Origin of the sequence: Nocardia sp. NPDC051463, assembly GCF_040681975.1 — a bacterium.
Taxonomy (GTDB): domain Bacteria; phylum Actinomycetota; class Actinomycetes; order Mycobacteriales; family Mycobacteriaceae; genus Nocardia.
On the sequence record NZ_JBFBAB010000004.1, the window covers coordinates 165,130 to 187,154 of the forward strand.

23 protein-coding genes and 1 pseudogene are annotated in these 22,025 nt (G+C 65.4%); 7 read left to right on the forward strand and 17 right to left on the reverse strand.

The window, feature by feature from the left end; translation table 11 throughout:
- Nucleotides 1–10: 10 nt before the first annotated feature.
- The 3 genes from AB0M74_RS09275 to AB0M74_RS09285 form a co-directional block, all read right to left on the reverse strand.
- Complete coding sequence (locus AB0M74_RS09275) at nucleotides 11–1,747, reverse strand: ABC transporter ATP-binding protein (protein ID WP_364903833.1); 1,737 nt, start codon at nucleotides 1,745–1,747, stop codon at nucleotides 11–13.
- Entirely contained in the window at nucleotides 1,744–3,588 is a 1,845-nt protein-coding gene (locus AB0M74_RS09280) for an ABC transporter ATP-binding protein (protein ID WP_364903836.1), read from the reverse strand. Before AB0M74_RS09280 ends, AB0M74_RS09275 begins: the two co-directional genes overlap by 4 nt.
- 430 nt (nucleotides 3,589–4,018) lie before the next feature.
- Nucleotides 4,019–4,321: a hypothetical protein gene (locus AB0M74_RS09285; RefSeq protein WP_364903839.1), complete on the reverse strand. Its 303-nt coding sequence runs from the start codon at nucleotides 4,319–4,321 to the stop codon at nucleotides 4,019–4,021.
- Between AB0M74_RS09285 and AB0M74_RS09290 the strand changes: the two genes are divergently transcribed.
- From AB0M74_RS09290 to AB0M74_RS09310, 5 genes and pseudogenes are all read left to right on the forward strand, one after another.
- Nucleotides 4,320–4,769, forward strand: coding sequence for a TIGR03667 family PPOX class F420-dependent oxidoreductase (locus tag AB0M74_RS09290; protein ID WP_364903842.1), 450 nt, complete (start codon nucleotides 4,320–4,322; stop codon nucleotides 4,767–4,769). The genes AB0M74_RS09285 and AB0M74_RS09290 overlap by 2 nt on opposite strands.
- A 58-nt stretch (nucleotides 4,770–4,827) precedes the next feature.
- Nucleotides 4,828–5,757, forward strand: a complete 930-nt coding sequence (locus AB0M74_RS09295; RefSeq protein WP_364903844.1) for an RluA family pseudouridine synthase — start codon at nucleotides 4,828–4,830, stop codon at nucleotides 5,755–5,757.
- A gap of 65 nt (nucleotides 5,758–5,822) precedes the next feature.
- Nucleotides 5,823–6,566: a CPBP family intramembrane glutamic endopeptidase gene (locus tag AB0M74_RS09300; RefSeq protein WP_364903847.1), complete on the forward strand. Its 744-nt coding sequence runs from the start codon at nucleotides 5,823–5,825 to the stop codon at nucleotides 6,564–6,566.
- Nucleotides 6,567–6,575: 9 nt separating this feature from the next.
- Nucleotides 6,576–6,979 (forward strand): annotated as a pseudogene (locus AB0M74_RS09305) (VOC family protein).
- Between the two features lie 173 nt (nucleotides 6,980–7,152).
- Nucleotides 7,153–9,009, forward strand: coding sequence for a hypothetical protein (locus AB0M74_RS09310; protein WP_364903850.1), 1,857 nt, complete (start codon nucleotides 7,153–7,155; stop codon nucleotides 9,007–9,009).
- Nucleotides 9,010–9,237: 228 nt separating this feature from the next.
- On the opposite strand, the gene AB0M74_RS09315 is transcribed toward AB0M74_RS09310, so the two are convergent.
- The 14 genes from AB0M74_RS09315 to rpsJ all read right to left on the reverse strand — a co-directional run bounded on the left by AB0M74_RS09315 (nucleotide 9,238) and on the right by rpsJ (nucleotide 19,345).
- The gene (locus AB0M74_RS09315) at nucleotides 9,238–11,451 is read right to left on the reverse strand and encodes an MMPL family transporter (protein ID WP_364903852.1); all 2,214 of its coding nucleotides are present in this window, start codon (nucleotides 11,449–11,451) and stop codon (nucleotides 9,238–9,240) included.
- A 44-nt stretch (nucleotides 11,452–11,495) separates the two neighbouring features.
- Nucleotides 11,496–11,960: an EXLDI protein gene (locus tag AB0M74_RS09320; protein WP_364903855.1), complete on the reverse strand. Its 465-nt coding sequence runs from the start codon at nucleotides 11,958–11,960 to the stop codon at nucleotides 11,496–11,498.
- Between the two features lie 310 nt (nucleotides 11,961–12,270).
- On the reverse strand, nucleotides 12,271–13,479 hold the full coding sequence (locus AB0M74_RS09325; protein WP_364903858.1) for an MFS transporter: 1,209 nt from the start codon (nucleotides 13,477–13,479) through the stop codon (nucleotides 12,271–12,273).
- A gap of 575 nt (nucleotides 13,480–14,054) precedes the next feature.
- Nucleotides 14,055–14,324: a 30S ribosomal protein S17 gene (rpsQ, locus tag AB0M74_RS09330; RefSeq protein WP_328409158.1), complete on the reverse strand. Its 270-nt coding sequence runs from the start codon at nucleotides 14,322–14,324 to the stop codon at nucleotides 14,055–14,057.
- The gene (gene rpmC, locus AB0M74_RS09335) at nucleotides 14,321–14,560 is read right to left on the reverse strand and encodes a 50S ribosomal protein L29 (protein ID WP_328409156.1); all 240 of its coding nucleotides are present in this window, start codon (nucleotides 14,558–14,560) and stop codon (nucleotides 14,321–14,323) included. The genes rpsQ and rpmC overlap by 4 nt, the downstream gene beginning before the upstream one ends.
- Nucleotides 14,560–14,976, reverse strand: a complete 417-nt coding sequence (gene rplP / locus AB0M74_RS09340) for a 50S ribosomal protein L16 (RefSeq protein ID WP_067519522.1) — start codon at nucleotides 14,974–14,976, stop codon at nucleotides 14,560–14,562. Before rplP ends, rpmC begins: the two co-directional genes overlap by 1 nt.
- Nucleotides 14,977–14,979: 3 nt before the next feature.
- The gene (rpsC, locus tag AB0M74_RS09345; RefSeq protein ID WP_364903864.1) at nucleotides 14,980–15,789 is read right to left on the reverse strand and encodes a 30S ribosomal protein S3; all 810 of its coding nucleotides are present in this window, start codon (nucleotides 15,787–15,789) and stop codon (nucleotides 14,980–14,982) included.
- Complete coding sequence (gene rplV / locus AB0M74_RS09350) at nucleotides 15,790–16,203, reverse strand: 50S ribosomal protein L22 (protein ID WP_364903867.1); 414 nt, start codon at nucleotides 16,201–16,203, stop codon at nucleotides 15,790–15,792.
- A complete protein-coding gene (rpsS, locus tag AB0M74_RS09355; protein ID WP_364903870.1) occupies nucleotides 16,200–16,481 on the reverse strand; it encodes a 30S ribosomal protein S19 in 282 nt (93 codons plus the stop codon). Before rpsS ends, rplV begins: the two co-directional genes overlap by 4 nt.
- 17 nt (nucleotides 16,482–16,498) lie before the next feature.
- Nucleotides 16,499–17,338, reverse strand: coding sequence for a 50S ribosomal protein L2 (rplB, locus tag AB0M74_RS09360; RefSeq protein WP_364903873.1), 840 nt, complete (start codon nucleotides 17,336–17,338; stop codon nucleotides 16,499–16,501).
- 33 nt (nucleotides 17,339–17,371) lie between these two features.
- Entirely contained in the window at nucleotides 17,372–17,677 is a 306-nt protein-coding gene (gene rplW, locus AB0M74_RS09365) for a 50S ribosomal protein L23 (RefSeq protein WP_040686547.1), read from the reverse strand.
- Nucleotides 17,674–18,363: a 50S ribosomal protein L4 gene (gene rplD, locus AB0M74_RS09370; RefSeq protein WP_364903876.1), complete on the reverse strand. Its 690-nt coding sequence runs from the start codon at nucleotides 18,361–18,363 to the stop codon at nucleotides 17,674–17,676. The genes rplW and rplD overlap by 4 nt, the downstream gene beginning before the upstream one ends.
- Nucleotides 18,360–19,025: a 50S ribosomal protein L3 gene (gene rplC, locus AB0M74_RS09375; RefSeq protein WP_328409146.1), complete on the reverse strand. Its 666-nt coding sequence runs from the start codon at nucleotides 19,023–19,025 to the stop codon at nucleotides 18,360–18,362. The genes rplD and rplC overlap by 4 nt, the downstream gene beginning before the upstream one ends.
- Before the next feature lie 14 nt (nucleotides 19,026–19,039).
- A complete protein-coding gene (gene rpsJ / locus AB0M74_RS09380) occupies nucleotides 19,040–19,345 on the reverse strand; it encodes a 30S ribosomal protein S10 (RefSeq protein ID WP_003938093.1) in 306 nt (101 codons plus the stop codon).
- 527 nt (nucleotides 19,346–19,872) lie between these two features.
- On the opposite strand from rpsJ, the gene AB0M74_RS09385 reads away from it, so the two are divergent.
- Nucleotides 19,873–20,349, forward strand: a complete 477-nt coding sequence (locus AB0M74_RS09385; RefSeq protein WP_364903880.1) for a hotdog fold domain-containing protein — start codon at nucleotides 19,873–19,875, stop codon at nucleotides 20,347–20,349.
- Nucleotides 20,350–20,464: 115 nt separating this feature from the next.
- On the forward strand, nucleotides 20,465–21,667 hold the full coding sequence (locus tag AB0M74_RS09390; RefSeq protein WP_364903883.1) for a lycopene cyclase family protein: 1,203 nt from the start codon (nucleotides 20,465–20,467) through the stop codon (nucleotides 21,665–21,667).
- The last annotated feature ends 358 nt before the right edge of the window (nucleotides 21,668–22,025 follow it).

Consider the following 22,025-nt stretch of genomic DNA (forward strand, 5'->3'; position numbering starts at 1 on the left):
TTCGGATCTCTCAGACCGCAGCGGGTTCCAACCGCCAGCCCGCGGCCCGGGAACGTTCGTTCCAGAAGTCGGCATAGCGGCCCCCGAGCTCCAAGAGTTCGGCGTGCGTGCCGCGTTCGACGATTCGGCCGCCATCCACGAACAAAATCTGATCGGCGTGCGCTATGGTGGCGAGCCGATGGGCGACGACGATGACGGTCTTGCCCTTCGTCACTTCGTGCACACCCCGCACGACCACCGCCTCGCTGTGCGGGTCGAGCGCACTGGTCGCCTCGTCGAGCAGCACGATCGGCGCATCCTTGAGCAGTGCCCTGGCAATCGAAACCCGCTGGCGCTCACCGCCGGACAGTGCCGCGCCTCCCTCGCCGACGGCAGTGTCCATGCCGTCGGGCAGCCGCTGCACGATCTCGTCGACCCGCGCGGCCGTGGCCGCGCGCCACACCTGGTCTCGGGTCGCGTCCGGGTTTCCGATGCGAATGTTCTCGGCCACTGAGCGATTGAACAGATACACATTCTGGAACACCAGCGAAAGCTGATCGAGCAGTGTCGATGACGGCTGTTCGCGCACATCGTGCTCCCCGACCGCGACACTGCCGGAATCGACGTCGTAGAACCGTGCGGCCAACCGCAACACCGTGGTCTTACCCGCGCCGCTCGGACCAACGATCGCGGTGGTCGTCCCCGCGGGCACACGGAAGGTGATGTCCGAAAGCACCGGCTCGGCCGGGTCGTAACCGAAACTCACCTTGTCGAAGACAACGGTGGGCGCACCGGGTGTCACGGTCGCGGTCGATTCCGGCAGGGTCGGCTCGGCGAACAGGTCGGTGACTCGGTTGACCGCGGCCGCGGCCGCACGCAGTCCATTGCCCAACAGCGCAGTCTGATTGAGCGGTTCGATGAATCGGGAGCCGACCGCGATCAGCGCGACCGCCGCGGCCGCCGAAATATCACCGTCGGTGACCCTGACGACCACAACGTAGGCCAGCACCAGGAAGACAGCCTGCACGAACAGCGAGAAAACGATGAGTCCCGGCACCGACATGAACACCATGCGCGATGTCGCGGCCCGCTGCCGACGCAACGCGCCGTCGAGGGCCCGATTGCCGGCACCGACCGCGCCGAACGCACGCAGCACCGTCTGTGATTGCGCGAATTCGACCACCCGCGCGTCGGCGTCGTTCGCCGCGGCGTGCGCCTGTGCATCAGCGCGTGCGTATGCCCGGCCGGCCAGACCGTTCACCAGGAACAACACCGGCGCCGATAGGAGCATGGTCAGCGCTATCCGCCAGTCGATGAACAGCATGCCGACCGCGACACCGAGTGGAACCACCATGCCGCTGAGTACCTTGGCCACCAAATAGGCGACCGCGCCCTGGATTTCCCGGACGTTCTCCACCGCCATCCGCGACAGCGTGCCTGCACTGCGGGTTTCGAACCAGCCCAGCGGCAATGCGTTCAGATGGTCACCGATCCTGGTCTGCAAACCACGTTGCATCCCGACCGCGATGCGAAGTCCGAGTGCGGCCTGGAGATAGCCGAAGATCGCGACCGCGGCGACGGCGAGCAGCATCAGCAGCGTCCAGGTCCAGGCGCGGCCGGTGTCGCCGTCGAACAGCGCCTCCAGCGTCGGCACCAGCAACAGGTAAGCGGCCGCCTGGCTCAATGCCTGCGCGATGATCGCGGCAAGCAGTTTCGGTGTCAACGGCGTGAATTCATCGGGCACCAGCCCGAGCAGCTTGCCGATCATCGAGACTCCTCACTTCCGATGAGAGCGACCGAGCCGAGCGCCGCCTCGTTGATCTCCCACAGTCGCTGATAGGTGCCGCCCGCCGCGCGCAGGCTCTGATGGTCGCCCTGTTCGACGAGTGTTCCGTTCTCCAGCACCAGGATTCGATCGACACCGGTGATGGTGTGCAGCCGATGCGCGATCACCAGCACGGTGCGCCCCGCGACCAGGACGGCCAAGGCGTCCTGCACCGCCGCTTCCGATTCCGGATCGGCGAAGGCCGTCGCCTCGTCGAGAACCAAGACGGGACTATCTGCCAGCAAGGTTCGAGCGATCGAAAGGCGCTGCGCCTCACCACCGGACAGGCTGGCATCGACGCCGATCTCGGAGTCGTAGCCACGCGGCAACGCCATGATCCGGTCGTGGATTTGGGCAGCGCGCGCGGCCCGCTCCAGTGCGGCGTCATCGGCATCCTCGCGGGCCAGCCGGAGGTTGTCGCGGATACTGCCGCGGATCAGCCGAACGTCCTGGAAGACGAATCCGACCGTGCGGTAGAGCTCAGCGGTGGTGTACTCACGAATATCGCGTCCGCCGATGGTGATTCGCCCAGCGTCGACGTCGTAGAAACGGAGCAGCAGTTTGGCCAGCGTCGATTTGCCCGAACCGCTCGGGCCGACCAGCGCGGTCAAGGTGCCAGGCGCCAATTCGACACTGACATCGCGCAGGACCTGATGATCGTCGCGGTAGCCGAAACTCACCGATTCGAACCCCACGACGCCGACCGCGGCCGGATCGGGCGTCGCGCCGGGACCGGCGGGAAGTTCTAGGGTCTGGCGCAATTCGTACAGGCGGATCGCTGCGGCGCCCGCGGCGCGCAGGGCCTGTCCGCCGTAGCCGAGACCGAGCAATGAGCTGCCCAACCCCAAGCCGACCAGGAGGAACGGCAGAATATCCAGCGGCTCCAGCCAGTCGAGCCCGACCGCCGTCAATCCGGCGAGCACGATGACGACCATCACGAAGACCGGCGCAATCACGATGTCGGATACCGATTGCAGCCGGATCATCGGCGTCTTCCAGCGGTCCAGGCTGCGGGACTGGGTGTCCACCGCCTCCTGATAGACGGTGTGCGCCTTGCCCGCCTGACCGAAGGTGCGCACCACCTGGATGCCGTCGACGAACTCGATCGTCGCCTCCCGCGCCCGCTGTTCCCAGCGGGTGTAGATGGCGAGCCGGTCACGGCTGTCCTGATCCATCATCTTGCTCAGCGCCAGGGCGTACATCACCAGAGGCAGCAACAGCACCACGGTGAGTCGCCAGTCGATGGTGACCAGATAACCGAGCGTGACCAGCGGCACAACCAGCGCGCCGACAAACTCCAACCGGGCGTGCGCCACCAAATAGTGCAGCGCTTCCACGTCGTCCTGCAGGTACTTCTTCACCTCACCCGAAGTGCGCTCGCCGAACCAGCCGAGCGGCACCCTGGTCAGCTTTTCCGCGAGCGCCCCGCGCACGGTCAGCTGGAAGTCGGCGTCGACCAGGTGCGCCCAGGTCAGCGCGAACGCCTGGAGCAGACCGCGCGCGACCAGTACCAGCATCGCCGCGCCGAGCAGCCACCAGACCCGATCGGTGTCGACCGGGTCCGTGAACAGCTCCCGGCACGCCTCGACGATCAGCACGAACGGCACGACGGTGCCTACCGAGGCAATCGCGACGATGATGCTCGCGAGTGTCAGCGTCCGCCGCACCGGCGCGAGGATGTCCCTGCGCGCCAATGCCTCTTGTTGTTTGCGCTCTTTCTGTGCCGCCTTCGGCAGCCGGTTCCCCGCCTCCGCCACCGGTAGTGGCGCAACCTCCACCGTCATATGTTCTCGCCTCTCGACCTTCGTGGGGCATCTCGCCGGAATCGGCACCCATCTTCACACAACAAGAGCGAGGAAGATAGGTAAGGCTAAGTTATCTCACTGGGCCTCGATGCGTCCGGCCGGTCACCTCCGCGCCGCGACCGACCACACCGATGCCGGTGTCACCGACTCGGGCAGGCCACGGCGCCGGGTGTCCGTGCCGAACCCCCCTCCACCGACTCGGCGCGAAGATGAACGGGTGGGATACCGGGAAATGGTTGTTACACGGCAGTACTCGTGCCGTCCATGCGCGAAAACTGCTCCGTACTCGATGATTTCCGGGATCCGACGCGAGGCGGAAACTTATGTGAACGGCGGATCATCCCACCGTAGGACACCCGCAAATCTCGCTATCTTTTCACCCATGACACAGCGACCCAACGGGATTCGATCAATGCCGATCATCGCGAGAATTCGGTCGCGAATAACGATGGGTGGCGTTGTGAAAATGTTCGTTACACAGCTCATTTCGAATATCGATGATTGCCGAACAGATCCCGGCGAGCTCACTGCGGTCCAGGCGCATCGCGCGATGCAGGTGCATCTGTCCTGCGGCGTAGATATCTGTAAGGTACGCCGACGGGCCCGAATGACCCTGGTGGAAGCCCGTCTGATGGTGCTCGACGAGCGCGCCGAGCCGTAGCGCGAGCGGCGCTGGAATCGACAACGGTACAGCGGTGTTGTCTTCGGTCATGACTACAACAGAATCCGATTGCCCCGCACCCGTCGTCGATACCGGCACCGCCTTCGGCGCGAAGGTCGCCGCCCGCCTAGACAGCGATCAGGTCATCTGGCTGACCACCGTCGGGCCCAGCGGAACCCCGCAGCCCAACCCGGTCTGGTTCCACTGGGACGGCACAGAGTTCTTGTTCTTCAGTCAGGCGGACAAGCCCAAGTTGCGCAATATCGCCCGCAACGGTCGGGTCTCGCTGAACCTCAACGCCAACGAGAACGGTGGCAATGTCGTCATCCTCACCGGGACCGCACGGATCGACGAATCCGGAGCCACCGCCGAGGAGATCGCCGTGTACACCCAGAAGTACACGAGCGGCCTCATCGATATCTCGATGACCGACGAAGAGTTCTTCGCCGAATACTCCGTCGCCATCCGGGTCACACCCGACCGCCTGCGCGGATTCTGACCCGGTTGCGGGCATCACCATCCGGACCACTCGAGCGACCCGACTACTGTCGTTCCCGATGAGAAGGAGGCAGCAGCCGCCGTTGCCCAAGCGGTACGGCCTGGATCCGGCCCGCCTCCGCCTGCCGGAGGAGGGCGATTGGGCGACCGTTCGTGACCATTTGGTCGAGCGGCTACCCAGGGTGCCCGCGGCCAGAATCGACCAACTGCTGCGCGAAGGCGGCATTGTCGATCTCGACGGCCCGCTCGCGCTCGACGCGCCATATGTCCCCGGCGGCGCGGTGTGGTTTCACCGGGACCTGCCCGAGGAGACCACGGTGCCCTTCGATATCACCGTCGTGCACCGCGACGACGACCTGCTCGTGGTGGACAAGCCGCATTTCCTTGCGACCATTCCACGTGGTCAGCACATTCTGCAGACCGCGCTGGTCCGGCTGCGTCGCGAGCTCGACCTACCCGACTTGATCCCGGCGCACCGGCTCGATCGCGTCACCGCCGGGCTGATCCTCTTCGTCGCCAATCCGGCGCGACGTGGGTCCTATCAGACGATGTTCCACAAGCGCACCGTCGGCAAGGAGTACGAGGCGATCGCGCCCTACGATCCCGCGGTCGAGCTGCCGCGCACGGTGCGCAGCCGCATCATCAAGGAAAAGCAGGTGCTCCTCGCGCAGGAAGTCGCCGGTGAGCCCAACGCCGAAACGCGAATCGAACTGCTCGAGCACCGCGACGGACTCGGTCGCTATCGCCTGCGCCCGCTGACCGGGCGCACCCACCAGCTGCGGCTGCATATGAACAGCCTCGGCATCCCGATCCTCGGCGACGATTTCTATCCGGTGCTCACCGACAAGCCGGTGGACGATTTCACCAGACCACTGCAATTGCTCGCCTCGTCGCTGGAGTTCACCGACCCGATCACCGGTGTACCACGCCGCTTCGACACCACACGCAGTTTGCAAGCCTGGACCGAGCCGGAAGCATGGGCTGGCTGACACACGTTTCGGTCATATCGATCACCAGTGTTCCCAGGCCGCGCCCGTTCCGTAGACTGGGCCGGATGCTTCACCAGGACTTCGAAGAAGCGGCTCCACCCCGCCACCGATTTCATGCCTACATCGACGTAGTTGTCGTTGTGGCCGTCCTGGCAGGCACCAATCTGATCGCCCACTTCACCACGGCGTTGGCCAGCATCGTCACCGTCCCGGTCGCCGCCCTCGTGCTGCTCGCGCTGGTTCGACGTCGCGGACTCGGCTGGTCCGAGCTGGGACTCTCACCACGACACTGGCGCCGCGGCTCGATATACGCGCTGGCGGCTGTCGGCCTGGTGCTCACCGTCGTGGCGGTCGGTGCGATATTGCCGATGACCCGTCCGTTCTTCCTCGCCGACCGCTACGCCACCATCTCGGGTGCGCTGATCGCGTCGATGATCGTGATCCCACTGCAAACGGCGATCCCCGAAGAACTGGCCTTCCGCGGTGTGCTGCATGGCACCTTGGATCGCGTCTACGGCGCACGTGGCGTCTTCGCCGCAGGCTCACTGCTGTTCGGCCTGTGGCACATCGCCTCGTCGTTCGGTCTGACCTCGGGCAACCGGGGACTGAGCGGATTCATCGGCGGTGGCGTCGCCGGCCAGATCATCGGCATCACGCTCGCCGTCGCGGCGACCGCCGCCGCGGGCATGGTGTTCACCTGGCTACGCAGGCGCAGTGGCAGCCTGCTCGCCCCCATCGCCCTGCACTGGTCGGTCAATGGCGCCGGAGCCCTCGCGGCCGCCATCGTCTGGCACACCACACTCAGCTGATCGCGCTACATTGCGACGACGCCCCCAGGACACCTCGGCATCAACGTCGGCAATCTTGCCGTCGCCCACACTTATTACGACGAGCTCATGCCGCTACTCGACTACGAGCCGCTCTTGCGCGATGACACGCAATTCGCCTACCGGCCGAGCAATGGCAAGGTAGGCACCTTCCTCTTCTTCTATCCCGCCGAATCCTCCGGTTATTCACGCGCACACCCCGGACTCCAGCACCTGGCCTTCATGGTCCGCACCCGCGCGGCCGTCGACCACGTGCACACCTGGGCCGCCGACCGCGGCGCTGAAATCATCCACGCTCACAGGAATTCCCCCAGTATCCGCCGCCCTACTACGCCACATTCTGGACCGGCCCCGACGGCGTCGTGCTCGAGGCGGTCTGCCACAAGAACGCGTGATGCGGCCGCCGTCCGCTCGCACGATCGGCATAGTTGCGGGCTTTCGATTCGAGCACCTGTTCGAGCGCCGGCATTGACCTCCGGGGAGATGTCGGTTTAGTCTCACTGCGATCACACATATGTTCGAGCAAGTAGGTCTCACGACATGACACCTGCTCCTGGGAAGGCTCGCGATGCGCGACGGATCGTCGACCAATAATTCCGAGATCGCCAGTTCCGAGATCGCCAGTTCCGAGATCGCCAGTTCCGAGATCGCCAGTTCCGAGATCGCCGCATTGGCACAGCGAGTTGCTGCCGCACGCGGCAAGCTGCCCTTACAGCACGATGCGGCGCTGTTGGCGGTGTTGTCGGACGCCGAGATTGCGGCGGAACGCGAGCTCGCGGAATGGGTTCGAACCCAGCGGCGCGGGCAACGGCGGCGGGCGGTCGAGGACGAGCTCGCGGCCGAGGAGCGTGACCGGCGCACCGCGGCCGCCATCAGGAAGGCCGACGACGCCGACGCGCGATGGCATCGGCGTGCGCTCGCGGCGCGGCGGCGGGTGTCGAATCAGGACGCGCGACTTGCCCAGCTGTACCGCCGCGCGGAATGGTCGTCGCGGGCACTGATCGCGGTCGTGGTGCTCGGCATGGTGTGGGCCGGGGTCAACGTGCAGCACAACCTGGTCCCCAGCGGCGATATGACCGACCCGCTGTACTGGTTGAGCTACGGCATCGAGGCAATGATCTCGATCCCGATCATCACCATCATGGTCGCCGCGACGACGGCCACGCGCTGGGGTCGCGAACTCGCCCGCGGCAAAGTCATCTTCTTCGAGAGCGCATTGCTCGGCACCACCATCGCACTGAACGCCGGCCCCCACCTGGCCGCGGGCGCCCTCGGTCGCGCCGCCGAATACGCGATCGCGCCGGTCATGGTCGGCGTCGTGATCTGGCTGCACGCGTGGGTATCCGGCCGCTACGCGGTGCTGATCGACAGCGCACCGGTGGTCGACTCGAACGACCTGCCCGGCGCGCAGACGAGTCGCCGTGTCACCGCCGAGGTACCGGTCGCGGCAATCCCGCGGGACAAGCCTGCCGACCTGATGGAATTGCTCGCCGCGCGGGATATCGAATCGATCGCCGACGCGGTTTCCGCAGTGCGTTCCACCGAGGTCGCCGAACCAGGTAGCCACAACGGTGCACACACCGCCGAACCCGCGGCTAGCTATCCGTTGCACGCGGTGCCGCTTACGCCACGCAACGGCAAGCAGCACACCGGAACAGTCGCCGCGCAGCCGAACTCCGAGGCTCGGCCGAAAGACCACGCTCGGCCGCAGAGCACCGCTCGGCCGAATTCCGACACACAGCAGAATTCCGACGCTCGACCGAACTCCGACACTCGGCCGAAAGACCACGCTCGGCCGCAGAGCACCGCTCGGCCGAATTCCGACACTCGGCCGAATTCCAACGGCGTGGAGCACCCCTCGATGTCCGCAACGAATGCCGGCAGGCGCGAGCCGGAGCCACACAGCTCTACCGACCGCGGCGGGAACCACGAAAGGTCCGTGCACGGCGCAGGATCCGAACTGGAGGAGCGCCGGAAATCCGTGCCGCACAACCACACCGAAGCCGTCGGGAGCAACCGACAGCCTGGCATCGACCTGCGTCCTCGTCCGGTCGATCACCGAAATGCCCAGCCGCGCAATCTCATCGACACCACCGCGCGCGCCGAACAACCCGACGGCGAGCGCCGCAATTCCGTGGATGTGATCAACGAAGCCGTCCAAGCGCTCTCCGCGGACACCATCCTGTCCGAGAACGACGACATGGTCGCCGAGCTCGACGACGTCGAGGTGTGGGCGGTAGCACGGGAGATCGCCGAACGCGGCCTCTCCACCCTCCCGGTCGAGCAGCTCGCCGAAGTCCTCATCCTTGCCGACCAGTCCTGGACCGAAACCGGCATCGGCAACGAGGTCGGCCTGTCACGTGCCGCGGTCTCGCGGGTGCTCGAATCCGCACGCAAGGTTCGCCGCCCGTACGCCGTCAGTTGATCGCGGAGACGAAGCAGACCGCACCCGCTCTGAATGTTGCCCTGAACGTTTCGGCTTGGTGACCGATCGGGTCACCGCGTCGGTCGAATACCAACTGGCAACGTCGGCGCGTGACCCGGGCAGCTGCCGGTCCGGAACGGGCGGCAACCGCGGGAGCACGGCACGAAAACGGCCGCCCGGCTCGAATGTTTCGAGCGGACGGCCCTTTTCGATCGCGATCGACCGGTGCTACGCCCCGGTGTTCGACCAACCCCGGTTCGACCGGCCGCTGGTGGCCGATGCTTGCTGCGGGGTGTAGTAGTCCTCGGCAGACCAGGCCGCACCGTTCTTCGTCGTATCGTCGCGCGTCGCGCCTCGATCACCGTGGCCCGGCCACCAGGCCCGGTGGCCGAGCAGCGCGGTGATAGCCGGGGTGAAGAACATCGCCATGACGAAGGCGGCAATGGCAATGCCGACCGAGATGGCGAAGCCCATCTGCGACAACACATTGTTGCCCGCCAACATCATCGAAGCGAAGGTCCCCGCCAGAATGACGCCCGCCGCGGCGATGGTCGGGCCGGTGTGGTGCACGCCGAGCGCGGCGGCCTGACGGGGGTCGCGGCCCGCACGGGCCTCTTCCCGCAACCGGGCGACCATCAGGATGTTGTAGTCGGTGCCGAGCGCGACCACGAACAGGTACATGATCACCGGGAGGGTGAAGATCAGGCCCGAATTGCCTTGGAAGTGCTGGAAAACCAGCACCGCGGCGCCGAGCGTCGCGGCGAATCCGAGGAATACCGAAGCCATCAGGTACCACGGCGCGACCACACTGCGCAGCAGCAGCGCGAGCACGATCATGATCAGAATGGCCGCCACCGGGAACACGATGGTGTAGTCGTGGTTCATCGCGTCCTGGAAGTCGACGAAGACCGAGGTGATGCCACCCACGACGGCGGTCGTGCCCGCCGGTGCCGCGGCGTGTGCGGTGTCACGCAGCGGGCCACGAACCGTTTCCAGCGCGGCATCCGATTCCGGCGCGGAGCTCAACGTCACCTGGAATTCGGCGACCGCACCGTCACTCGACGGATGCGGCTCCGATACCTGGCCGACGCCGGGCACACCGGCCAGCGCGGCACGGTAGTCCGCGAGCTGAGGGGCGGTCAGCGCTCCGCCCTCCGAGCGCAGCAGCACGTCCGAGGGCTGAGTGGCTCCCGCGGGCATGCCCTTGAGCAATTCCTTGCTGTAGATGGCGGATTCGGAAGTATCCGAGGTCGAACCCGAGCTCAGGTCGAAGGTGGGGTTGAAGCCGAAGGCAAACACGCCGAGTGCGATGAGCACACCACCGGAGACCACAGCGAAGGCACCGGGACGACGCCCGAGCGCCGCGCCGACCGCGGCGAAACGCGCGCCCTTCGGCTCCACCTGCCATGCCTTCGACGGCCAGAACACCTTGGTGCCGAGCAGCGAAACAATCGCGGGAACCAGGGTGAGTCCGGCCAGCAGCGCCACCGCGACCGCGATCGCCAGTGCTGGGCCGAGCGCACGGAACATGCCGAGAGTGGACAGCGTCAGCGCCATGAACGCGATGATCACCGCACCCGCTGCCGAGGTGATCGCCTCACCGACACGGGTGACGGCACTGACCATGGCGGTCTTCGGATCCTCGCCCGCCCGCAGCCGTTCGCGGTAGCGGAACATCAGAAACAGGATGTAGTCGGTCCCGACGCCGAACAGCACGACCAGCAAGATGGAGTTGACCGAACTGTCCACCTTGAGGTCGAAAGCCTTGCTCACCATCGCAATCAGGCCACCGACGGTGCTGGAGACTCCGCCGATCACGATGATCGGCAATAGCGCGATCACCGGGCTACGGAAGATGATCAGCAACAGCACCAGGATCAGCACGATGGTGGCGATCCCGATGATGGCCATGCCCTTCGCGCTGGATTCCGTCTGGTCCAGCGTCTGTGCCGCCTGACCGGTGAGGCCCGCCTTCAGATCCGTGTCCTTCAGCTGCGCCTGGAGTGCGTCACGCAGCGACTTGACCGCATCGCTCTGCGTCGTGTCACCTGCGGTGGTGACCTTCGTCATCTGCACCGCGGCAATTTGCACGAGCCGATTCTCGGCAGGCGGCGTGGCCTGAATTCCGGTGACGTCCTTGATCTTTTCGTCACCGAGCTGTGCCGCGATCGCCGCGACCCGCGCGGCGTTCTCGTCGTTCAGTGGTGCATTGTCGGCCCGCTTGAACACGATGATCGCCGCAGGCGCCGCACTCTGCGGAAAAGCCTGCTGCTGCAACTGCATCGCTTGAATCGACTCGTAATGCGAGGGCAGGAATTCGGATTGGTCGGTGGTCGAGGTAAGTTTCGGCGCCGAGGCCACCACCGCGATCACGATGAGCAGCCACGCGCCGATCACCTTCCACGGGTTGTGGACGACCACGCGTCCCAGTCGAGCGAACATGTCGGAGAAGTCCTTTCGAGACTTAGCGGTCAGACCCTGGCAGTTCAGACGTCGAGATCTTGGGAATAGGGGTGCTCGGTCACGTCGGCGAGCATGCGGTAGATCTTCTCCGGTACCCGGTCACGCAACTGTGCGAGTGAGTCCACCACCTCGACCGTGAAGTCACCCCGACCCATCCCGTCGGCACCGAGCATCCCGCGCCAGTTCTTCCAGTCCTTGAACCAGTCGGTCGACTCGGCGAGATCCGACCATTCGGACCGCTGAACATGCACCACATATTTGCCCTTGCGGCTCAGGTAGACCCGCACCGTCTCGATCCCGGACTTGTTGTACTGCCGTGATTCCCCGGCGAGCCGACCGAAGAAGCGCTGCCGCCTGGCACCTCCGGGCCCGACCTTCAGCACCACCTCGCCGAATTCCTCGGAAGCACCCTTGTGCAGGTCGATCCCCGCGGCCGCCGACTGCTCCTCGGATGCGGCGCTGGACAGCTTCTGCGTATCAGTGGACATATTCCCCTCGATTCATCAGTCAATGCGCAAATGTGCATCGAAGTACCGACGACGGCACCCATCGACCCCGTCGCGGTTCATTGATCTGCTGCTTTCCGGAATGCCAACCTTCGAATCGCCCAGCATTCCGACTGGACTCACTATAAGTAGATGTATACGTATAACGCAACCCGCCGCGCCGCCAGACGCCCCGAACCACCCGTCCTGGACCCGCGAGTGGCACACCATGGTGTGGCCCTCTCGGCTGTTGCCGCAGGCAGGTGCCACTCACCCGGCTCTCGTTCGGAGCGGGGCGCGCGGGCGCTGGGGCTCAGGTGGTCGTCTCGAATGCTCGGCGCGCAGACTCCCGTTGCCGTACGGCGCTGCGCCGCTGCGCGACCCGGACCAGCAGCGCCAGTCCCACACCGGGGATGAGCCCGAGGGCCGCGGACGCACCGAAGCCCGCGGCGAAACCGCCCGCATCGATCGCGATGCCCGCGACCGAACTACCGACGCCGTTGCCGAGAGTCATCGCCGCACCGTGCCAGCCGATAGCCTCACCGCGACCGGATTCGGGCACGATCCGGCTCAACTGGTCGACGGATGCGGTGAGGGTCGGTGCGCACAGCAGGCCGGCGAACAAGCCCGCCGCACCGAGGAACACCGGGCCACCGGCGAAAGCCATCGGGATGGTTGTCGCGCCGAGGCCCGCGAGTAGTGGAAACGTCGAAATACGCCGGCGCAGTACGCCGTAGACAAGGCCGCCGACCAGCGAGCCGAAGCCCCAGATCGCGAGGATCACGCCGAGCAGGCGCTGCGCACCGAACTCTCGAATGGCGGAGACGAAAGTGAGCTCGGAGCCCGCGAGCACCGCTACGGCGGCACACGCGCCGACACACAGCGCCACGAACTCGACACGGAACCACGCCCGCCGTGCCACCGGAGGCGCGTCCGCGTCCCCGGCGGTAGACCGCAGCGGCGGATTCAGCAACCAGATGAGAACGCCCGCGAGCACCAGGCACATCTGCACACAGAACAACACGATGGTGGTGGACCAGACCGCGGTGGCGGCGACACCGAGCACCGGCCCGACCATGAACGCGGCCTCCACCGTTACCGATTCCAAGGCTAGCGCCGGCTGTCGGTCTTGCTCGGTCGTTGCCGCGATGACGGCCTGGCGCACCACGGTGAAGATCGGAATATCGAACAGTCCCGCGATCGCGGCGAGCACCAGCAGCGGGACGTAGTCGACGAACGGCGCAAACGACCAGCACACGGCACCGACCAGGATCGAAGGCAGGATCGTGCGCCGCAGCCCCAACCGGTCGAGAAACCTGCCGCGCCATGGTCCACTCACCGCGACACAGACGGTGACGATCGCACTCAGCAGGCCCGCCTGAACGTAGGAGCCGTGCAGCGTCTGCACGACGTGCAACGCGAGCAGCACGGACCCGGCGAAGAACGGGATTCGAACCAGCGCACCCAGCAGTAGCACATTGCGCACCGCGGAGCTGGAAAGGACCTCCCGATAGGACCGCACCCCATCGAGCCTTGCACGCCCGCCGGTCAGCGCGCCAGCAATTTTCCACCATCATCGGGTTTCCGGCAGAGATCGTGCTGCGACGCACCCAGGGCGACTGCCGCAACAACGGCGAAGGCCCTCGACAACAATCGAGCCATCTGGAATCACAGCTCGAGCGTTATCCCCGAGCAGGGTACGGGCGACGTGACGACGCCTGACCCGAAGATGACACGATGGCTGCACTTCTGAACTCAGCCAGCGACGCCACCCGCCCGGAACGGTTCGAAAAGGCTGTTGCCGCACTCCGAGTCCGTATCGAGCCCAGGGTCCGGGAGTCCGTCGAACGTAGTCGAATGGTGGTTGCCCAGACCGTATTCGACCGCCATATGACTACGTTCGGCGAGCAGCCGGAGTATCCCGGTCGAGACCCAATCGGAGCGAAATTGCACATCCTCGAGTTCCATCGCAACGAGCGATAGACAGCACCCAGCACCAGCTCGCCTATTCCAGAGATAGCAACAACGACGAAGGCCCGCCTCCCGAACCGGGAGGCGGGCCTTCGACTGTGTGAACTCAGTTTCTCGAGATAAGGCTTACTTGGCCTTCTCGAGGACCTCGACCAGACGCCAGCGCTTGGTGGCCGACAGCGGACGGGTCTCCATCAGCTGCACGCGGTCACCGACACCGGCGATCTCGTTCTCGTCATGCGCCTTCACCTTGGAGGTGGTGCGAATGATCTTGCCGTAGAGCTTGTGCCGGTTACGGTCTTCCAGCTCGACGACAATCGTCTTGTTCATCTTGTCCGAGACAACGTAGCCGACACGTACCTTGCGGCTGTTGCGCTCTTCCTGCTTCTCGCTCATGCCGCATCTCCCTTGCCAGCGGGTGCCGTGGCCAGACCGAGCTCGCGCTCACGCATGACCGTGTAGATCCGCGCGATCTCGTGACGAACGACGCGCAGCCGACGGTTGTTGTCCAGCTGACCCGTCGCCATTTGGAAGCGCAGGTTGAACAGCTCTTCCTTCGACTCACGCAGGCGGGCGACGAGCTCCTCTTCGGTGAGCTCGCGGAGCTCTGCGGCCGGTGTTCCGGTAGCCATCAGAACTGCTCCTCCCTTGTGACGATCCTGCACTTCATCGGGAGCTTGTGCATCGCGCGGCGCAGGGCCTCGCGAGCGGTCTCCTCGTTGGGGTAACTCATTTCGAACATCACGCGACCGGGCTTGACGTTCGCGATCCACCACTCCGGCGAACCCTTACCGGAACCCATGCGGGTCTCGGCGGGCTTCTTGGTGAGCGGGCGATCCGGGTAGATGTTGATCCAGATCTTGCCGCCACGCTTGATGTGGCGGGTCATCGCGATACGAGCCGACTCGATCTGCCGGTTGGTGACGTAGGCGGGCTCGAGAGCCTGGATGCCGTATTCACCGAACGCGACCGACGTGCCGCCCTTTGCCATTCCGGAACGACCCGGGTGATGCTGCTTCCGGTGCTTGACCTTCCGTGGCATCAACATGCGTCAGCCCTCCTGCTTTTCTGCCGGAGCGTCGGCAACCGCAGTGGCGGTGGCTGCACGCCCGGCCTCAGTGCTGGTCGCGGTGGTACCGGTAGAACCGGACCGACGCGGGCGGCTCGGCCGCTCACGACGCTCGCGGCGGTCGCCGGCCGCGGGCGCGGCCGCAGCCGTGACCTCGCGCTTGCCACCGACGATGTCGCCCTTGTAGATCCAGACCTTCACACCGATACGACCGAAGGTGGTCTTGGCCTCGTACAGGCCGTAGTCGATGTCCGCACGCAGCGTGTGCAGCGGAACCCGACCCTCACGGTAGAACTCCGAGCGCGACATTTCGGCGCCACCGAGGCGGCCCGAGCACTGCACACGGATGCCCTTGACGTTCGGCGAACGCATGGCCGACTGGATGGCCTTACGCATCGCACGACGGAACGCCACACGGTTGGACAGCTGCTCGGCCACACCCTGGGCAACGAGCTGCGCATCCGACTCGGCGTTCTTCACCTCGAGGATGTTCAGCTGCACCTGCTTCTTGGTGAGCTTCTCCAGCTCCGCACGGATGCGGTCGGCCTCGGCGCCACGGCGACCGATGACGATGCCGGGACGCGCGGTGTGGATGTCGACGCGAACCCGGTCACGGGTGCGCTCGATCTCGACCTTCGAGATTCCGGCCCGCTCCATGCCAGTGGCGAGGAGCTTGCGGATCTGGACGTCTTCCTTCACGTATTCCGCGTACTGCTTGTCCGCGTACCAACGCGACTTCCAGTCGGTGGTGATACCGAGGCGGAAGCCATGGGGGTTGATTTTCTGTCCCATTTACTTTGCCCCTCCCTTCCGGCGGTTACGAGTGGATCCACCGGCGGTGGGCACGCTCTCGACCTCGATGGTGATGTGGCTGGTGCGCTTCCGGATCCGGAACGCCCGACCCTGTGCACGCGGCTGGAACCGCTTCATGGTCGCGCCCTCGTCGACGAAAGCCGTCGAGATAACGAGCGTGGCCGGGTTGAGGCCGAGGTTGTTCTCGGCGTTCGCCGCGGCGCTCGCCACGACCTTGGCAACCGGCTCGCTCGCGGCCTGCGGCGCGAACTTCAGGATCGCCAGTGCGTCCTCGACTCGCTTGCCGCGGACCAGGTCCACAACGCGACGAGCTTTCATCGGGGTCACGCGAACATGCTTGGCCGTCGCGCGAGCCGTCGGATTCTGAACCGTCGCTGTGCTTGTTTCGGTCATCGCCGCTTGCTCTTCCGGTCGTCCTTGACGTGGCTCCTGAACGTGCGCGTCGGCGCAAACTCACCGAGCTTGTGCCCGACCATGTTGTCCGACACGAACACCGGGACATGCTTGCGACCGTCGTGGACGGCGAAAGTGTGACCGATGAAGTCGGGGATGATCGTGGAACGACGCGACCAGGTCTTGATGACCTGCTTCGTGCCCTTCTCGTTCTGAACGTCCACCTTCGCGAGGAGGTGATCGTCGACGAACGGGCCCTTCTTAAGACTGCGTGGCATCTTCTACTCCCTCCTGGTTATCGCTTGTTCTTGCCAGTGCGGCGGCGGCGGACGATGAGCTTGTCGCTCGGACGGTTGGGCTTGCGGGTGCGGCCTTCCGGCTGACCCCACGGGCTGACCGGGTGGCGACCACCGGAGGTCTTGCCCTCACCACCACCGTGCGGGTGGTCGACCGGGTTCATGACGACACCACGGACGGTGGGGCGGCGACCCTTCCAGCGCATACGGCCGGCCTTGCCCCAGTTGATGTTCGACTGCTCGGCGTTGCCGACCTCGCCGACGGTGGCGCGGCAGCGCACGTCGACGCGACGGATTTCACCGGAGGGCATACGCAGCGTGGCGTAGGGGCCTTCCTTACCGAGCAGCTGGATGCTGGAGCCTGCGGAGCGGGCCATCTTCGCGCCACCGCCCGGACGCAGCTCCACGTTGTGAATCGTGGTACCGGTCGGGATGTTGCGCAGCGGCAGGTTGTTACCCGGCTTGATGTCGGCCGTGGGGCCGGACTCGATCGGGGTGCCCTGCTGGATGCCCTTGGGCGCGATGATGTATCGCTTCTCGCCGTCCACGTAGTGCAGCAGCGCGATGTTGGCGGTCCGGTTCGGGTCGTACTCGATGTGAGCGACCTTGGCCGGGATGCCGTCCTTGTCCAGCCGACGGAAGTCGATCAGACGGTAGGCACGCTTGTGGCCGCCACCGCGGTGACGAGTGGTGATACGACCGTGAGCGTTGCGGCCACCCTTGCTGTGCAGCGGGCGAACCAGCGACTTCTCAGGAGTCGTACGGGTGATCTCAGCGAAGTCCGAGACGCTGGAGCCACGACGACCCGGCGTAGTCGGCTTGTATTTACGGATTGCCATGAGTTCTTCTCTTCTTTCTGGAGTCCCAGGCGCTTACGCGACCGGGCCTCCGAAGATCTCGATGGGCTTGCTGTCGGCCGAGATGGTCACGAGCGCGCGCTTGGTGTCCTTGCGCTTGCCGTAACCGAAGCGGGTCCGCTTGCGCTTGCCCTGACGGTTGGCGGTGTTGACGCTGGTCACCTTCACGCCGAAAACCTTCTCGACGGCAATCTTGATCTGCGTCTTGTTGGAGTCCGGGTGCACGATGAAGGTGTAGGTGCCTTCCTCGATCAGTCCGTAGGACTTCTCCGAGATGACCGGCGCCAGCAGGATGTCGCGGGGGTCGGCGATGGTGGTCACTTGCTCTCCTCCTGTGCAGCTTCGGCGGGGCCGTGCACGAAGGCATTCAAGGCCTCGACGCTGAACACCACTTCGTCGCTTTCCAGCACGTCGTAGGTGTTGAGCTGATCCGGCGCGATCGGGTGCACGAACTCGAGGTTCTGCACGCTCTTCCAGGCCGCGAGATCCTCACGTCCGAGGACGAGGAGGAACTTTTTGCGGTCCGAGAGCTCCGCGAGGAAGCTCTTGGCCGTCTTGGTCGACGGGGCCTGCCCGGCAACCAGTTCGGTGATCACGTGGATGCGCTCGTTACGCGCCCGGTCCGAAAGTGCTCCACGCAGCGCGGCGCGGATCATCTTCTTGGGGGTGCGCTGGCTGTAGTCACGCGGCTGCGGGCCGTGGACCGTGCCACCACCGGTGAACTGCGGCGCGCGGGTCGAGCCTTGACGGGCGCGGCCGGTGCCCTTCTGCCGGTACGGCTTCTTGCCACCACCGCGGACTTCACCGCGGGTCTTGGTGGAGTGCGTGCCCTGACGGGCCGCGGCAAGCTGCGCGACGACGACCTGATGCATCAGCGAGATGTTGGCGGTCGCGTCGAAGATCTCCGCGGGGAGTTCGACGGTGCCGTTGGTCTTGCCGCCCAGTTCCTTGACCGGAAGCGTCAGATTTGCGGACTTCTTCTCCGTGTTTACTGCGGAGCTTGTCATGCGTGTGCACCACCCTTCACGGCGCTCTTGACGACGACGACATTGCCGCGACGACCCGGGATCGCTCCCTTGATCAGCAGCAGGCCGTTCTCGACGTCCACCTTGTGAACCGACAGGTTCTGCGTGGTGACGCGATCGTTGCCCATCCGGCCCGACATCCGCATGCCCTTGAACACGCGGCCGGGGGTGGCGCAACCACCGATGGAGCCCGGGCGGCGGTGCACGGCCTGCGCACCGTGCGAGGCGCCCTGACCGGCGAAGCCGTGACGCTTCATGGTGCCTGCGAAGCCCTTGCCCTTGCTGGTGCCGGTCACGTCCACGTACGCGCCCTCTTCGAACACCTCGGCAGTCAGCTCCTGGCCGACCTCGAAGGTGGAAGCATCCGCAACGCGGATTTCGGCGACGTGGCGACGCGGGGTGACACCGGCCTTGGCGAACTGACCGGAGACCGGCTTGTTCACCTTGCGCGGGTCGATGGCGCCGAAAGCGACCTGGACGGCGCTGTAGCCGTCACGCTCCACGGTGCGAATCTGGGTAACGACGTTCGGTCCGGCCTTGATGACGGTCACGGGAACGACGCGGTTCTTGTCGTCGAACACCTGGGTCATGCCGAGCTTGGTGCCCAGGATGCCGGCCGCTGGCCTGTTCTTGTTATCAGTCATGTCTCGAGTCCCCGTCACTGAATGTTGACGTCGACGCTGGCCGGCAGGTCGATGCGCATGAGCGCGTCAACCGTCTTCGGCGTCGGGTCGAGGATGTCGATCAGCCGCTTGTGCGTACGCATCTCGAAGTGCTCGCGCGAGTCCTTGTACTTGTGCGGCGAACGGATGACGCAATACACGTTCTTCTCGGTCGGCAACGGCACCGGCCCGACGACACGGGCCCCGGTGCGGGTCACCGTCTCCACGATCTTGCGCGCTGAGGCGTCGATCGCTTCGTGGTCGTAGGCCTTGAGCCTGATGCGGATCTTCTGTCCCGCCACGCTAAGTGTCCTTTTCTCCGCTTTTCCTTCGTGGTTCGAAGCTGGCTACAGCGTTCGAACCACCCTCAATTTGCACAGCCCGAACACACGAAGACGTCTCGCTAAGAGATCGCGACCGGGCACGCCCGATCCTCGCCGCTGTTCATCTGTCATGGTTCTCCGGTCCACGCGGTCGGGCGTGTCGCCCATCCGCTCATTCCTCGGCCCCGGAATCGAAATTCACCTCAGGCTTCGGAACACTGTCCCGGACGTACCCACGCTGGAATCCAGCGAGGTACACGATTGGGTACTGCTCGCCTCGCCACCCACCACAACCCGAGGAACAGGCATGGCCCGGTGCAAGGCAACCCGAACAGTATGCCCGACGCCGCCGGTGACTTCAAATCCACCCCCCTCGCCGCGCCGCCTGTCGCCCACAGCGCAGGTCAGACCGCGAATCCCGGGCGCGCCCCCGGGCCGATCGCGCCGCGAAATTCGGAGGTCCACACCCTACCGGCAAAGAACTTACTTATGAGTAAGATAAAGGCATGACGAAAGAGACCGCCACCTACCGCGGCTGGAAGAAGCTGCCGGACAACCGGCTCGGGCACGCGCTGTTCTCCCTCGGCATGGTCGCCCGGGTGCCGTACTTCGGCACGGTGCTGCCGAGCGTGGTGCGGCTGGAGCCCGGACTGTGCGAGGTGACCTCGCCGAAGTGGTTCGGCATCCACAACCATCTGGGCACCTACCACGCCATCGCGGCGTGCAACCTGGCCGAAGTGGCGATGGGAATGCTCAGTGAGGCGACCGTGCCCGACACACACCGCTGGATCCCGAAGGCGATGAACGTCCAATACCTGGCCAAGGCGGAGACCGGGCTGCGTGCGGTCGCGAAGCTGCCGGAGCTTCCGGACTTCACTCGGATCACCGAGGGCCAGGACCTGATCGTGCCGGTCGCGATCTACGACAAGAACGGGGTCGAAGTCGTGCATGCCGACATCACCACCTGGGTCACCCCGAAGTAGCAGGCGATCGCCTCGGCGCCGCGTTTCCCGAGGATGACGACGGCCGCCTCGGGAATCACGGTGATCGGTGTCGCAGACAGTTGCATCGGCGTGGCCACGAGGTTTGAATGCCGGTATGAGTGTCAGCGCGGTTCAGGATGTCGATCTCTGCGTTGTCGGACTCGGCCCGACCGGCCGGGCGCTGGCACACCGGGCGGTGCTGGCCGGGCTGCGGGTCACCGCGGTCGATCCACGGCCGGACCGGCTATGGCCGCCCACCTTCTCCTGCTGGGTCGACGAGTTACCGGAGTGGTTGCCGCCGAGCGCGATTGCCACCAGGATCGCCGCTCCGACCGTCTGGACCAACACCGCGCACCGCATCGAACGCCCGTACTGCGTGTTGTCCAAAACCGGCCTGCACGAGGCACTCCCACTCGACGACGCCACCGTGGTCGCCGGCAGGGCCGGCCGGGTCGACGCACACGAGGTCGAGCTCACCGACGGCACCATCCATAGGGCGGCAACAGTTTTCGACACGCGCGGACTGCCGAGCCTCGGACAGCGTCGCGCCGCGAGCGCGCACGGCATCTTCGTCGCCGCCGAGACCGCGGCGCCGATGATCGCCGATGGAGAAGGTCTATTGCTGGATTGGCGACCGGAAAATGGTGCCGGACCGGATGAACCGCCGTCGTTCCTCTATGCCGTCCCGCTCGGCGACGGCACCGTGATCTTCGAGGAAACCAGCCTCGGGCTGCGCAGCGGAATGCCACAACACGAGCTGCGCAAACGCACACTGAGCCGGCTGGCCGCACACGGAATCACCCTCACCGGCGACGAACCCAGCGAGGCTGCGCACTACCCGCTGGACCAACCACCGCCGAAAAAAGGAACTGCCCAAGCGATTCCATTCGGTTCGCGTGGCGGAATGATGCATCCCTGCACCGGCTACAGCGTCGCCGATTCACTCGCACTCGTCGACACGGCCATCTCGGCACTTCGGCAAGGTCTCGACCCGATCGCGCAATTATGGCCCTGGCAGGCCCGCCTGACCTACTGGATGCGAATGCGCGGCCTCTGGGGCCTCGGCCGCCTGACCACTGAACAGTCGATTTCCCTGTTCGACACGTTCTTCACCGCATCGCCCCGCGGCCAGCGCGCCCTGCTCTCGGCCCACGACGACTACACCGCCCTCGGCGCGGTACTCGTCAACACAGTCGCCCGCACCTGGCCTTTCCACTGGCGCTACGACCTGGTCGGCTGGACCAACCGCAACCGCTGGCTCGACTACGACTTCGACGGTAGCGCCGTCGACACCTCCGCCGCACCCACACAGCACTGACTCGGTCGCCTGCCGCGGCATCGCGAGCGCCGCCCGAAGCTCGCCCGACGGGCACAACCTTCGCCGGTGACGGCCACACTCGATCCGTGTGGACGCGACCCACGGCCGGTGCGGCGCATCTTCGAGCGATCGGAAACCAGTCGACGACTGCCAACCTCGACCGGCTGACTGCCAAATCGAACTACTCGCTATTGCAGCGAACACCACCGTCCGTTAATTTCGAGTTGCCTCATATAGGTCGAAATACCGTGGGGGGCAATGAAATTAGATTACAGATCGACAGGGGAGGCCACCGTGGCAAATAGGGTTTCAAGGGTATTCATGACGGTTTTCGCGGCCGCGGGGATCGCCGGTGCCA